Genomic DNA, 12,650 nt, shown 5'->3' with positions numbered 1-12,650 from the left:
GCGACGCGCGCCATCAAATTGCGCCGTAGCGAGCGCGGCTTGGATGGAAGGCCGGGGGGCCCGTTACCCCATCTACGTCACCGGCTACACCGGAATCCTCACACTCGCCCTTAATCCCCCCATCGGGCTGTCGCCGAGGGTGATGTCGCCGCCGTGGGAGCGGGCGATGTCGCGGGCGATGGCAAGGCCAAGGCCGGTGCCGCCTTCGTCCTGGTTGCGGGCGTTGTCCAGCCGCAGGAACGGCTTGAACACCTCTTCGCGCAAGTGAGCCGGAATGCCGGGGCCGTCGTCGTCGACCGTGACGGTCAAATAACGGTGATCGCGCTGGCCGGTGATGGCGATGCTCTTGCCGTAGCGCGCCGCGTTGGTGACGAGGTTGGCGAGGCAGCGCTTGAACGAGGCCGGCTTCACCGTCACCACCGGCAGTCCGTTGAATGCGACGGTTGCCGTGTGGCCGTGGCGCTCGGCGTCGCTGCGCAGCTCCTCGAGCGCCTGCGCCATGTCGGTCGGCTGCGATTGCTCACCGGAATCGCCGCGGGCGAAGGCGAGGTAGTCCTCCAGCATCATCGACATCTCGTCGACGTCCTTGCGCATGCCTTCGAGCTCGGGGCTGTCGCCGATCAGCTCCAGCTCGAGCTTGAAGCGGGTCAGGATGGTGCGCAGATCGTGGCTGACGCCGGCGAGCATCGCGGTGCGCTGCTCCATCGTGCGTTCGATGCGCGATTTCATTTCAAGGAAGGCAATCGACGCGCGTCGCACCTCGCGCGCGCCGCGCGGGCGGAAGTTCGGGGCTTCGCGGCCCTTGCCGAAACTTTCGGCGGCGTCCGCAAGCCGCAGGATCGGCTTGATCTGGTTGCGCAGGAACAGCACCGCGACGATCAAGAGGATCGAGGACGTGCCGACCATCCAGAACAGAAAGATCTCCGAGTTCGAGGCGTAGGCGGCGCTGCGCTGCGCAAACACGCGCATCACGGCATCGTCGAGCTGGATGCGGATCTCGACCAGGTTGGAGCGGCCGACCGTGTCGATCCAGAAGGAGCGTCCGATCTGGCGGCCGAGCTGAACCGACAGCGTCTGGTCGAGCAGCGAGAAGAATGGTTTTGGTCCCGGCGGAGGCATGTCGCCGACGGGAAGAAAATCGACCACCAGCTGCATGCGCTCGGCGATGCGGCGCAGTTGCGCGCGGTCCTTGTCCTGCGGATAGCCCTTGTAGACGTCAATGAGGCTGGCGACGTCCTGCACAACGGCCTGCGACAGGCGCCGCGTCACCGTGTTCCAGTGCCGCTCCATGAACACGAAGGCGACCACGGTCTGCAGGATCACCATCGGCACGATCATGATGAGGAGCGCGCGGGCATAGAGGCCGGTCGGCATCCAGCCCTTGAACGCGTTGCCCATCCAGCCATTGGCGGCGGAGACGCGGCCGGCCGCGCTCTTGAGCAGCGTCAGGCCGGTATCGATCGTGCTCATCGGTCGCGTTTCACTGCTTTATGGCGAGGCGACCAGCCGATAGCCGATACCGCGCACCGCCTGGAGAAACAGCGGGTTGGCGGGGTCGGTCTCGATCTTGCGCCTGAGGCGGTTGATCTGCACGTCGACGGCGCGCTCGTTGACGCTGCCGTTGCCGGTCAGCGCGCTGCGCGGCACGGTCTCGCCCGGCGTTTCCGAAAGAATGCGCAGCATCTCGCGCTCGCGATCGGTGAGATGAATGACCTCCTCGCCCTGGCGCAACTCGCCGCGATCGAGATGGTAGACGTAGGGACCGAACGCGATCTTCTCCACCGCTGCGGCCTGCGGCGGCGGGGCGGCGCGCTTGAGGATGTTGTTGATGCGCAGCGCCAGCTCGCGCGGCTCGAACGGTTTTGCGACGTAATCGTCGGCGCCGATCTGGAGGCCTTCGATGCGGGCTTCCGCTTCGTGGCGCGCGGTCAGCATCACGATCGGCACCGAGGATGAAGTCCGGATGAAGCGGGCGAGGTCGAAGCCGGTTTCGCCGGGCATCATGACGTCGAGGATCAGCAAGTCGAAATGCAGGCCTATCAGCTTCGAACGTGCATCCCCGGCGCTCGCGGCGGTGGTGACCCGATAGCCTTCGCTGGCGAGAAAGCGCGACAGCAGATCGCGAATGCGGCGGTCGTCGTCGACCAGCAGCAGATGCGGTGCGTCGTCGGCCGGTTGCACCGGCGGACGGGCGAGCGTGGCAGCGAGCGGCACGGTCACTCCTTTCCGTCTTGATCGACGTTGGCGAAGATCGTCTCGAGCACCTTGTCCGGATCGTCGCGGTCGATCATCGCGCGCAGGAAGCGCTTCACCGTCTCCGCATCCTGCGGACTCATCTCGGCAAGCGCCTTGGTGATCCGCGTGGTCTGGAGCCCTGCGAGCTTCTGCACCAGCGCCTCGCCCTTCGGTGTGGCGTAGAGCAGGCGTTGCCGGCGGTCATTGTCGCCGGTCTTCTGCACGATATAACCTTCGTCCAGCAGCTGCTTGAGCACGCGGCCGAGCGACTGTTTGGTGATGCGCAGGACGTCGAGCAGGTCGGCGACCTTGAGGCCGGGATAGCGGTAGACGAAGTGCATGACGCGGTGATGGGCCCGGCCGAAGCCGAACGCCTCCAGCTCCTGGTCGGGATCGCCGACGAAATCGCGATAGGCGAAGAACAGCAGTTCGATGATATCCCAGCGCAAATTGCCTCCATCGCCTGCCGCCGGCCGAGGCTCGGCAGCGTCTTGAGGGGGAGTCGCGAAATTTATGTCAGGCATATTGACGTATCTTGGTTTCAATGTTACAAAACGATCGACCCGCACGAAATTTTAGATCGTTTCGCGTCGGGTGGCATCGAAGCAGGGCGGCCGGAGTGAGCCGGACAGGCGGCGACGGCCGAAGTAGATCTACCGTGCGATTGTCGAACGGCATTTCGGCAAAACATACTGGACTTCCGCCTTCCGCAAAAGCATGTCCTCGGCGGACATGCTGGCCACGGAAACCGGCCGTAACAAGGCTGGCGGTGGTTCGGCCAGAAACCCAATCAAGCCAGCCGGGCCCGAAACAGGGTCGGCGGGCGCCAGAACAGCGCCGCCACCGGCAGCGGGAGGCAAGGACATGAGCATGAAATTCGACATCCAGCCCGCATCCAATCCTACACCAGAGAAGGACCGCGTCGCCAAGCTGGTGGACCCCGGCTTCGGACGGGTTTTTACCGATCACATGGCGGTGGTCCGCTACAACCAGGCCAAGGGCGGCTGGTACGAGGCGCGCGTCGAGGCGCGGGCCAATTTCCAGATCGATCCGGCCGGCGCGGTGCTGCACTACGCCCAGGAAATTTTCGAGGGCCTGAAGGCCTACAAGCGCGACGACGGCGGTGTGAACCTGTTCCGCCCCGACGCCAATGCGCGGCGCTTCAAGGACTCCGCCGACCGCATGGCGATGGCTGAGATCCCCGAGGACGTTTTCATCGAGGCGGTCGAGCAGGTCGTGCGGATCGATCGTGCCTGGATGCCGGGCGGCGAGGGCAGCCTTTACTTGCGGCCCTTCATGATCGCGAGCGAGACCTTCCTCGGCGTCAAGCCGTCGTCGGAATACATCTTCGCGGTGATCGCTTCGCCGGTCGGTTCCTATTTCAAGGGCGGCCCCGCGCCGGTCTCGATCTGGGTGTCGGAGAATTACACGCGCGCAGCCGTCGGCGGCACTGGCGCCGTCAAGTGCGGCGGCAATTATGCCGCGAGCCTGCGCGCCCAGGCCGAAGCCATCCAGCACGGCTGCGATCAGGTCGTGTTCCTGGACGCGATCGAGCGCCGCTATATCGAGGAGCTCGGCGGCATGAACGTGTTCTTCGTGTTCGAGGACGGCTCGCTGTCGACGCCGCCGCTCGGCACGATCCTGCCGGGCATCACCCGCGACTCCATCATCACGCTCGCCCGGGATGCGGGCAAGACCGTGCGCGAGGAGCCGTATTCGCTCGACCAGTGGCGCAAGGACGCGGCCAGCGGCAAGCTGAAGGAAGCCTTTGCCTGCGGCACCGCGGCTGTGATCTCGCCGATCGGCAAGGTGCGCTCGGTCAGCGGTGATTTCGAGATCAGCGGCGGTGCCGCCGGCCCCGTCGCCATGGGCCTGCGCAAGCAGCTCGTCGACATCCAGTACGGCCGCACCAACGATCCGCACAGCTGGATCAAAAAGGTGCTTTGAGGCTTCGTGTCCCGGACGGAGTGCCGGGGCCAAGCTTGCGCAACGGATCGGCAGCGCACCTTCCTGCGAAGGCGATGCGCTGTGTTTTGCCCGGTCGTCGCTAACCTGAAGTTGTTGAATGCATCCGCACAACTGTGCGACAACGGCTGATGTCAACGCTCTTGGACGCTGCGATCATGCCTGCCCCTCTATCCCAGCCAATCAAATGGGCCGTATCCGCCGTCGTGACGGCAGTCGCATTATTCGGTGTCCTAACATTGGGTCCAAGGCCTCGGATCGACGTGGAGGACCGGGTCATCAGCGTGGCCGACACGGACACCGAAATGAATGCGGCGATCGCTCGCGCACGCGCTACCCTGCCTGTCTTCTGGACTTCCTATGACGCGCCAAAGCGGACGGAGACGGAGCACTCTCTCAAGGTGCGATTTCCGACCGCCGGCAATGACGAGCACATCTGGATGAGCCAAGTGAAGAAGCTTCCGGGTGGGGAATATGCCGCGCGGTTCGCGGACACGCCTCACAATCTGCCGGGAAAGCGGTTGGGAGACCTTGCCGAGTTCAAGGATGCCAACATCTCGGACTGGATGTTCATGCGCAACGGCAAGATCGTCGGCGGGGAAACCATCAAGCCGCTGCTCAAATCCATGCCGAAGGCGGATGCGGATGCGCTGAGGGCGCGGATGGAGCAGCCGTAGAGCGTCGCGGTGCGCTCTCTCACACCCTCGCCCCGCTCTTGCGGGAAGAGGGTGGGGTGAGGGGCTGTCGCCGCGAATTCGAGAGACATGGGTCCGCGGAGAGTCCCCCTCACCCGAAATTCCCGCTTTCAGCGCGAATTTCGACCTCTCCCCGCAAGCGGGGCGAGGTGAAGAGCCGCCGCCGGGTTGCCGCATCCCGCGTCGGCTGGTAAATGCCCGCATGGCCGAAAAACCCAAAAAACCCCAGAAACTGAAGGCGCGCCTGCCGCGCGGGCTCGAGGATCGCGACCCCGCCGCGATCCGGGCGACGCGTGAGATGGTCGAGAAGATCCGCGCCGTCTACGAGCTCTACGGGTTCGAGCCGGTGGAGACGCCGGCGATGGAATACACCGACGCGCTCGGCAAGTTCCTGCCCGACCAGGATCGCCCGAACGAGGGCGTGTTCTCGTTCCAGGACGACGACGAGCAGTGGATCAGCTTGCGCTACGATCTGACCGCGCCGCTGGCGCGCTATGTCGGCGAGCGCTACGGGACCGACGCCCTGGTCTTGCCCTACCGCAGCTATCGCGTCGGCTACGTCTTCCGCAACGAAAAGCCCGGCCCCGGCCGCTTCCGCCAGTTCATGCAGTTCGACGCCGATACGGTCGGCTCGGCGACGCCGGCGGCGGATGCCGAGATCTGCATGATGGCGGCGGACACGATGGAGGCGCTTGGGATCGCGCGCGGCTCTTACGTCGTGAAGGTCAACAACCGCAAGGTGCTCGACGGCGTTCTCGAAGCCATCGGGCTCGGCGGTGACGAGAATGCAGGCCGCCGGCTGACGGTGCTGCGCGCCATCGACAAGCTCGACAAGTTCTCAGCCGACGAAGTGCGCAAGCTGCTCGGCCCCGGACGATGGGACGGCGGCGAAGAAGGCAAGGGCGATTTTACGAAGGGTGCCAATCTCAGCGCGGCAGAGGCCGACGTTGTTCTCGCCATCACCAAGCCGCGCGACGACTGGAAAGAGGCCATTGCCGCTGCAGAGACTTACCTCGCCAAGAGCGAAGTCGGTCAGGCCGGCGTGAGCGAGCTGGAAGAAATCGTAAAACTGGTGACGGCGTCAGGCTATGGCGCGGACCGCATCAAGATCGATCCCTCCGTCGTGCGCGGCCTCGAATATTACACCGGCCCCGTCTACGAGGTTGAGCTGCTGCTCGAGACCAAGGACGAGAAGGGCCGTCCTGTGCGCTTCGGTTCCGTCGGCGGCGGTGGCCGCTATGATGGTCTCGTCTCGCGCTTTCGCGGCGAGCCGGTGCCGGCGACCGGTTTCTCGATCGGCGTGTCCAGGCTCCAGGCTGCGCTGACGCTGCTCGGCAAGCTCGACACGCGGCCCGAATTCGGTCCCGTCGTCGTCACCGTGTTCGACCGCGACCGCGTCGCCGACTACCAGAAGATGGTGGCAAGCTTGCGCGCCGCCGGCATCCGCGCCGAGCTCTATCTCGGCAATCCCAAGAACATGGGCAACCAGCTCAAATATGCCGACCGCCGCAACTCACCTTGCGTGATCATCCAGGGCTCGGATGAAAAGGCGCGCGGCGAGGTGCAGGTCAAGGATCTGATCGAAGGCGCCAAGGCGGCGGCTGCGATCGCCTCCAACCAGGAATGGCGCGAAACGCGTCCGGCGCAATTCTCGTGCAGCGAAGCCGATCTCGTCGCAAAAGTGCGCGAGGTCCTGGCCCGCCATGACGTGAGCTGGGGCTAGCCATTCGCAAGCAGCGTCATGGCCGGGCTTGTCCCGGGCACCCACGTCCTGTTTGATGCGCTACCTTCATGAACGGCCGGGGTGTGCCCGGTCATCGCGAAAGCAGCAGGGAGACGACGATGCCTGAGATTACTGTCAGCATGGCCGAAGGCCGCACCGACGAGCAGAAGGCCGGTATGATGCGCGACATCACCCAGGCACTGGTGAAGAATCTCGGCGTCGATGCCGATGCGGTCGTCATTCAGATCAACGAAGCCCCGCTCCGCCACAAGATGAAGGGCGGCAAGACGTTTGTTGAGCGCGCGGCGGCTGCGAAGAAGTAGCCCGCGCTGTAGTGGCAAATACAAGTGTCGTCCCGGCTTGTCCGGGACGACATCGGGCAAGCACCATGGACGCACGCGACTTCATCACAACAGGCATGAGCGCCGAGCGTACGCTGGTGGTCCCGGTGGAGCGCACGGTCGGGCATTTCGTGCCGGGCATGCCTTTTGTCTATGCGACGCCGATGATGATCCTTGAAATGGAGATGACGTCAGGCGATGCGATCCGCGCCGCGCTTCAGCCGGGCTGGGTCACGGTCGGCACCGAGGTTGATATCCGTCATCTTGCAGCAGCGCTGGTTGGCGCGACGGTGCGGACCACCGCGAAGGTCGTCGCGGTCGAACGCCGCGTCATCCGCTTCGAGGTCGAGGCGTTCGAGGGCACGCGCAAGCTCGGCGAGGGCCGCCACGCGCGGGGGCTCGTCAATGTCGAGATGTTCAACAAGCGGCTAGCCAAGGGCGAGATGCCGTAGGGTGGATTAGTCTTACTGCGTCATTCGCCCTCGCCGGCGCGGCCGAATGACTCAGTAATGCTAACCCACCCTGCGGGACCTGTTTACTTCGCCAATTCCTTCGACCGCTTCGTCGCGGCCGCAATCGCGCGGATCATCAACTCGCGCAGGCCCGGCTCGCCCATCAGCACGCCGAGGGCCGCGGCGGTGGTGCCGCCGGGTGAGGTGACGTTCTGGCGCAGCGTGCCGGAGGGAAGCTCCGACTGGTGCAGCAGCTCTCCGGAGCCTGCGACCGTCTCGCGCGCAAGCTTGGTCGCGAGCGCCTCGGGCAATCCGGCCTCGACGCCGGCCCGTGCGAGCTCCTCGGCGAGCAGGAACACATAGGCCGGACCCGAGCCCGACACGGCGGTCACCGCATCCATCAGGCTCTCATCATCGACCCATTCGACCGAGCCGGTGGCACGCAGCAGCGCGTCAGCCACGGCGCGCTGCTGTGCGCTGACATTCTTCGCTGCAACGGCCACGGTGATGCCGCGACCGATCGCGGCCGGCGTGTTCGGCATTGCGCGCACGACGGCGCCGCCGCAGACCTCCTCAAGCGACGCGATCGTGGTGCCCGCCATGATCGAGACCACCGAGGTCCTGTCCGAGACGAACGATTTCAGCTTCGCGCCAGCCTCGCGGAACATCTGCGGCTTCACCGCGACGACCATCGTCTCGACCCGGCCTGCCGCCTTTGCATCGGGATTGAGTGCGACGCCTTTCGCGGCCATCGCGGTGATCTCGGGCGAAAGATGCGGGTCGACCACCGCGACGCGGCGCGGATCGAGGCCGCCCGCCAGCCATCCGGTCAGCATCGCGCCGCCCATCTTGCCGGCGCCGGCAAGGAGGATGGTGCCCGTGATGTTTTGAAGAGTGCTGTTGTCTGCCACTGCGGTCACCCAAGCAAAAGATGTCGTCCCGCCTGGTGCGCAATTGCTCACGGGAGCGGGGACCCATAACCACAGGCGGTTCTAGTGGATGAAGAGCAGAGCAACAAGCGTTGTGCCACAAGGCACATCACGCGGTATGGTCCCCGATCGGCGCTCCGCTTCGCTACGCTTGTCCGGGACGACGGCGGAGCGCGAGGCGAAACTTACGCCTCTCCGACCGTATCGAACATCGCGGCGTCCATCGCCTCGGTTGTGCTCTTGCCCGCCCACACCACGAACTGGAACGCGGGAAAATAGCGCTCGCACGCGTGGATGGCGCCGGCGAGCATGGCTTCGCATTGCGCGGTGGAGGCGGTGAGCCCGCCCGGCAGCACCAGGGCCTGGCGGTGCATGACCATGCCGGTGTTGGTCCACAGGTCGAAATGGCCGACCCACAACTGCTCGTTGACGGCGGCGACGAGCCGCTGGACCTCGGGCCGGCGTGCCTGCGGAATCTTCATGTCGAACGCGCAGGCCAGGTGCAGCGCCTCGATCTCGCCCATCCAGGTGAAGGAGATCTGGTAGTCGGTCCATTGTCCCTTGGAGACAATCGTGAGCTCGTCTTCGCCGGAGCGTTCGAACGGCCAGTTGTTGCTGGCAGCGATATCCTCGACCACCGCGAGCGGGTGATTTCGGGAATCGATAGTGCCTTCGAGCAGGGACATGCCGTCTCGACCTCTTGCCTTTTTGTTGTCTTTGATACGCACGCGGTTGGTCCGGCGCGCGCTCCCTTAAATATCGCTAAGGCGATCCCCTCGGAGTCGCTCTCGCGATCCCAGGATCAGCGCGGGCTTGTCGCGGATCAACTGATGTGATTTGCGGAATCTGCGCAACCGGCTGCCGAGTCCGTCCACAAGTCAGGACTCGTTCGTCCACAGCTCATCTCCGCCACAATTATTAACGAAAAGAACAAATCGGAATCGGACTCCCGGACCGCGCGCCAATCGTTAATTCCGCCCCGCGAGGGTCAGCCCGCCATGGCGGCATGGGACCATGCGGTTTTCCCATGCGGAACGCGCTTGCTGCAGCCGCCGGCCGGCGTCATATTTCCCGTCAGGCCGTTCATTCCGGACGGCCGATGTTCTCAGGGCGGGGTGAAAGTCCCCACCGGCGGTAAGGGCCGAAAGGCCTAAGCCCGCGAGCGCCTTCCCAAGGTTTGTTGCCGAAGGGAAGGGTCAGCAGATTCGGTGCAACTCCGAAGCCGACGGTTAAAGTCCGGATGAAAGAGAACGGTCGGTGGCAGACGCATCGGAAGGTGCGGCTGTTTGTCGTTCCGTGTGCCCTGATTCTGGTCCTTAACTGAGGAAAGCCATGAATCAGATGTTGCAAGACCCCCAAGTCCAGACTTCCAAAGTCGAAGCCTCCCAAACACAACCGCCGGTTCCCGTGGACCCGCCGGCAATCGAGCATCCGCGCTTCGCAAAGCCGCAGCGGGTGGCCTTCGTGCAGGCCTGCTGGCACCGCGACGTGGTCGCGGAGGCCCGCATCGCCTTCATCAAGGAGGCCGAAGCGCGTCACCTCACCCATGTCGACGTGTTCGAGGTGCCGGGCTCGTTCGAGATCCCGCTGCATGCGCAGATCCTCGCCAAGACGCGGCGCTATACCGCGATCGTCGCGGCCGGCCTCGTCGTCGACGGCGGCATCTATCGCCACGAGTTCGTCGCCGACACCGTGATCAAGGCGTTGATGGACGTGCAGCTGCGCACCGAGGTGCCGGTGTTCTCGGCGGTGCTGACGCCGCAGCAATTCCACGAGACCGACGTGCACTACGATTTCTTCCGCAGGCATTTTGCGATCAAGGGCGTCGAGGTCGCGGCAGCCTGTGCGGAGACGCTGCTCGGCCTCGAGCGGCTGCGCGGTCAGGTCGCGGCGGGAATTGTGTAGCCGTCCCTTCACACGCCGCTGATTGTCAATCCCGCCGCCGTCCCTATAAGGTCGGCGGCGGGAGGAGGCCGTGCCGTGGAGACGGGGCGGCCGACAAGATCATGTTCGAAGGACACGATCCCTATCTCGTCGCGCTCTCTGTGGCGATCGCGAGCCTGGGTGGCTATACCGGCTTTGCGCTTGCGGCTCGCATCCGCAACACGCCCGGCGTCAGTAACCGCGTTTTGCTCGCGGGTGCGGCGGCGTTTCTGGCCGTCGGCATCTGGACCATGCATTTCGTCGGCATGCTGGCCGCGCCGCTGCCGCCCGACACCGTCTATCTGGTTCTGCCCACCATCATCTCGTTCCTGATCTGCGCGCTGGTGGTCGGCATCTCTCTTTTCTTTGTCTCGATCGGCGAGCCGTCCTTGAAGCGCGTGGTCTCGTCCGCCGTGCTGCTCGGTGTCGGCATCGCCAGCATGCATTATGTCGGAATCCATGGTCTCGCCGGTCCGTTCGGCATCGTGCATGACCGAACCATGGTGCTGCTGTCGGTCGTGGTTGCGATCGTCACGGCCTATGGCGGCCTGCGCGCCTTCCTGGCGCAGCAGGAGGGCGTTCGGCTGATCGTCAGCTCGATTGTTTTTGGCATTGCCGTCTCCGGCATGCACTACACGGCGATGCTCGGCATGCATTTCGAGCCGTTGACCGCAGCGGCGCATCACCATGCCGGTGGCGGTCTTGCTGCGTCGCAGCAGATACTGTCGATCATTGTTGCGGTGCTGTGCTTCGTCATCGCGGCCGGCTTCCTCCTGTCGCTCGTTCCCGATCAGCGGCGCCAAGCGACCGACTCTGTTGGTGCCGACCCCGTCGCTCCGCCGGTCGCGCCCGTCGCTGTCGAGCCGGTTGCTGCAGTGGCCGTTCCGCCGCGACCGATGGGCCCGCTCGGCGGTCTCGGCCAGCCACTCCGCGCACCGGCGCCGCGGCTACCGGTCGAGAGCGCCGACGGCACCCATTTCATCGAGACGGCCAATGTGCGCAGCGTTCGCGCCGACGCGCATTACACCCGCGTCCACGACGGCACGCGCGAGCGGATGTGCCCCTGGTCGATCTCGGAGGCCGAGGCGCAGCTCGATCCCTCGCTGTTCCTGCGGGTGCACCGCAGCCATATCGTTGCGATTCCCCATGTTGCGCTGGTTCGGAAAGAGGGCGACGGCGCCGTGCTCGAGCTCGACGGGCCATCGCCGCACCGTGTCCCGGTCAGCCGGGCGAAGATCGCCGAGGTCAAGGCAAGGCTGGGGCTGGTGAACAGGCGGCAGGCCTGAACTGCATCGGAGGTGCGCTCCCTCCCCCGCTCGCGGGGGAGGGTCGGGGAGAGGTCGCAGCCAGATCGTGGTTGATAGGTCTCTGCCCCTTACGCAACTCGTGCGTTCCCCACCGCAACTCGTGCGAAATCCGCTGTTCCGTGCCGCCAATGTTGCGGCTTGCCCCTCTCGGAGTGAGCCTCCCCCCAACGTCCGCACCGTCATGCGCCAAGGACGACGAGGAGGAGACGATGATCCCGGGCTCATTCAGCTATCACCGGCCGGCGAGTGTCGCCGATGCCGTCAAGCTCTTAGTCGACCTCGGCGAGGATGCGCGGCCACTGGCCGGCGGGCACAGTCTGGTGCCGATGATGAAGCTTCGGCTCGCCGCCCCCGCCCATCTGGTCGATTTGCACGGCATTGCCGGGCTCAAGGGCATTCGCCGCGATGGCCAGAGCCTCACCATCGGCGCCATGACCACCCAGCACGATCTGCTGGCCTCCGACGAGATCGCCAAATCCGCGCCGATCCTGCATGAGACGGCGCTGCTGATCGCCGATCCGCAGGTGCGCTACCGCGGCACGATCGGCGGCAATGTCGCCAATGGTGATCCCGGCAATGACATGCCGGCGCTGATGATGACGCTGGGCGCGACCTATCGCCTCGAAGGGCCTAACGGGGCCCGCGACATCGCGGCGGCCGATTTCTACCAGGGCGCCTATTTCACCACGCTTGAACCCGGCGAGATCCTCACCTCCGTCTCGTTCCCCGTGCCGGCGGCCGGCCACGGCTACGCCTACGAAAAACTCAAGCGCAAGGTCGGTGATTACGCCACCGCCGCCGCCGCCGTCGTGCTGACCATGGCGGGCGGCAAGGTTGCGACCTGCGTCATCGGGCTCACCAATGTCCATGAGACGCCGTTGCTCGCTACTGACGCCGCCAACGCCGTCATCGGCTCCAGCCTCGATCCGGCCACGCTGAAGAAGGCGGCTGCAGCGGCGTCAGCGATCATGGCGCCGGCCGCGGATGCGCGCGGCCCGGTCGAATACCGCAAACATGTCGGCGGCATCATGGTGACGCGGGCGTTGCAGCGCGCAGCCAGCCGAGCGAAGTAAAGGGAGA

Annotated in this window: 13 protein-coding genes and 1 riboswitch; of the genes, 8 read left to right on the top strand and 5 right to left on the bottom strand. The window is 65.1% G+C overall.

The features are described 5' to 3' along the window. Positions 1-84: 84 nt before the first annotated feature. From AC1RR3_RS29270 to AC1RR3_RS29260, 3 genes are read right to left on the bottom strand one after another with little or no spacing between them, the layout of a single operon-like run. Positions 85-1,470, bottom strand: a complete 1,386-nt coding sequence (locus AC1RR3_RS29270; RefSeq protein ID WP_492827154.1) for an ATP-binding protein — start codon at positions 1,468-1,470, stop codon at positions 85-87. Positions 1,471-1,488: 18 nt separating this feature from the next. Next, positions 1,489-2,220 (bottom strand): response regulator, encoded by a 732-nt coding sequence (locus tag AC1RR3_RS29265; RefSeq protein ID WP_492827152.1) that lies wholly within the window; start codon positions 2,218-2,220, stop codon positions 1,489-1,491. Next, positions 2,217-2,759, bottom strand: coding sequence for a MarR family winged helix-turn-helix transcriptional regulator (locus AC1RR3_RS29260; protein ID WP_492827150.1), 543 nt, complete (start codon positions 2,757-2,759; stop codon positions 2,217-2,219). Before AC1RR3_RS29260 ends, AC1RR3_RS29265 begins: the two co-directional genes overlap by 4 nt. A gap of 340 nt (positions 2,760-3,099) precedes the next feature. Between AC1RR3_RS29260 and AC1RR3_RS29255 the strand changes: the two genes are divergently transcribed. The 5 genes from AC1RR3_RS29255 to AC1RR3_RS29235 all read left to right on the top strand — a co-directional run bounded on the left by AC1RR3_RS29255 (position 3,100) and on the right by AC1RR3_RS29235 (position 7,411). After that, positions 3,100-4,182, top strand: a complete 1,083-nt coding sequence (locus tag AC1RR3_RS29255; protein ID WP_492827148.1) for a branched-chain amino acid aminotransferase — start codon at positions 3,100-3,102, stop codon at positions 4,180-4,182. A 176-nt stretch (positions 4,183-4,358) separates the two neighbouring features. Then, positions 4,359-4,877: a YegJ family protein gene (locus tag AC1RR3_RS29250; RefSeq protein WP_492827168.1), complete on the top strand. Its 519-nt coding sequence runs from the start codon at positions 4,359-4,361 to the stop codon at positions 4,875-4,877. Positions 4,878-5,097: 220 nt separating this feature from the next. After that, positions 5,098-6,618, top strand: coding sequence for a histidine--tRNA ligase (gene hisS / locus AC1RR3_RS29245; RefSeq protein WP_492827146.1), 1,521 nt, complete (start codon positions 5,098-5,100; stop codon positions 6,616-6,618). A 68-nt stretch (positions 6,619-6,686) separates the two neighbouring features. Next, on the top strand, positions 6,687-6,941 hold the full coding sequence (locus tag AC1RR3_RS29240) for a tautomerase family protein (RefSeq protein ID WP_492827144.1): 255 nt from the start codon (positions 6,687-6,689) through the stop codon (positions 6,939-6,941). A 65-nt stretch (positions 6,942-7,006) separates the two neighbouring features. Continuing rightward, entirely contained in the window at positions 7,007-7,411 is a 405-nt protein-coding gene (locus tag AC1RR3_RS29235) for a thioesterase family protein (protein ID WP_492827142.1), read from the top strand. 83 nt (positions 7,412-7,494) lie between these two features. Here the strand turns inward: AC1RR3_RS29235 and proC are convergent, their stop codons facing one another. Together proC and AC1RR3_RS29225 are read right to left on the bottom strand one after the other, a co-directional pair. Next, positions 7,495-8,331, bottom strand: coding sequence for a pyrroline-5-carboxylate reductase (proC, locus tag AC1RR3_RS29230; protein WP_492827140.1), 837 nt, complete (start codon positions 8,329-8,331; stop codon positions 7,495-7,497). Positions 8,332-8,525: 194 nt separating this feature from the next. After that, positions 8,526-9,026, bottom strand: a complete 501-nt coding sequence (locus tag AC1RR3_RS29225) for a type III secretion system chaperone family protein (RefSeq protein WP_492827166.1) — start codon at positions 9,024-9,026, stop codon at positions 8,526-8,528. Between the two features lie 411 nt (positions 9,027-9,437). After that, positions 9,438-9,596: riboswitch (FMN riboswitch) on the top strand. A gap of 76 nt (positions 9,597-9,672) precedes the next feature. On the opposite strand from AC1RR3_RS29225, the gene AC1RR3_RS29220 reads away from it, so the two are divergent. The 3 genes from AC1RR3_RS29220 (at position 9,673) to AC1RR3_RS29210 (ending at position 12,643) form a co-directional block, all read left to right on the top strand. Next, positions 9,673-10,245, top strand: coding sequence for a 6,7-dimethyl-8-ribityllumazine synthase (locus AC1RR3_RS29220; protein ID WP_492827138.1), 573 nt, complete (start codon positions 9,673-9,675; stop codon positions 10,243-10,245). Between the two features lie 101 nt (positions 10,246-10,346). Then, positions 10,347-11,549, top strand: coding sequence for an MHYT domain-containing protein (locus tag AC1RR3_RS29215; protein ID WP_492827136.1), 1,203 nt, complete (start codon positions 10,347-10,349; stop codon positions 11,547-11,549). A gap of 230 nt (positions 11,550-11,779) precedes the next feature. Further along, positions 11,780-12,643 (top strand): FAD binding domain-containing protein, encoded by an 864-nt coding sequence (locus tag AC1RR3_RS29210; protein WP_492827134.1) that lies wholly within the window; start codon positions 11,780-11,782, stop codon positions 12,641-12,643. Positions 12,644-12,650 lie beyond the last annotated feature (7 nt).

The sequence above is a fragment of the Bradyrhizobium sp. GW821-FHT13H05 genome (assembly GCF_058804065.1).
Note: the sequence above shows the minus strand (reverse complement) of the source record. Positions and strands in the feature narration are given on the sequence as shown.

Bases quoted from the DNA above. Each gene is read 5' to 3' on its own strand.
- AC1RR3_RS29270 (WP_492827154.1), bottom strand. From the start codon at position 1,470: ATGAGCACGATCGATACCGGCCTGACGCTGCTCAAGAGCGCGGCCGGC.
- AC1RR3_RS29260 (WP_492827150.1), bottom strand. From the start codon at position 2,759: ATGCCTGACATAAATTTCGCGACTCCCCCTCAAGACGCTGCCGAGCCT.
- AC1RR3_RS29255 (WP_492827148.1), top strand. From the start codon at position 3,100: ATGAGCATGAAATTCGACATCCAGCCCGCATCCAATCCTACACCAGAG.
- AC1RR3_RS29250 (WP_492827168.1), top strand. From the start codon at position 4,359: ATGCCTGCCCCTCTATCCCAGCCAATCAAATGGGCCGTATCCGCCGTC.
- hisS (WP_492827146.1), top strand. From the start codon at position 5,098: ATGGCCGAAAAACCCAAAAAACCCCAGAAACTGAAGGCGCGCCTGCCG.
- AC1RR3_RS29240 (WP_492827144.1), top strand. From the start codon at position 6,687: ATGAACGGCCGGGGTGTGCCCGGTCATCGCGAAAGCAGCAGGGAGACG.
- AC1RR3_RS29235 (WP_492827142.1), top strand. From the start codon at position 7,007: ATGGACGCACGCGACTTCATCACAACAGGCATGAGCGCCGAGCGTACG.
- AC1RR3_RS29225 (WP_492827166.1), bottom strand. From the start codon at position 9,026: ATGTCCCTGCTCGAAGGCACTATCGATTCCCGAAATCACCCGCTCGCG.
- AC1RR3_RS29220 (WP_492827138.1), top strand. From the start codon at position 9,673: ATGAATCAGATGTTGCAAGACCCCCAAGTCCAGACTTCCAAAGTCGAA.
- AC1RR3_RS29215 (WP_492827136.1), top strand. From the start codon at position 10,347: ATGTTCGAAGGACACGATCCCTATCTCGTCGCGCTCTCTGTGGCGATC.
- AC1RR3_RS29210 (WP_492827134.1), top strand. From the start codon at position 11,780: ATGATCCCGGGCTCATTCAGCTATCACCGGCCGGCGAGTGTCGCCGAT.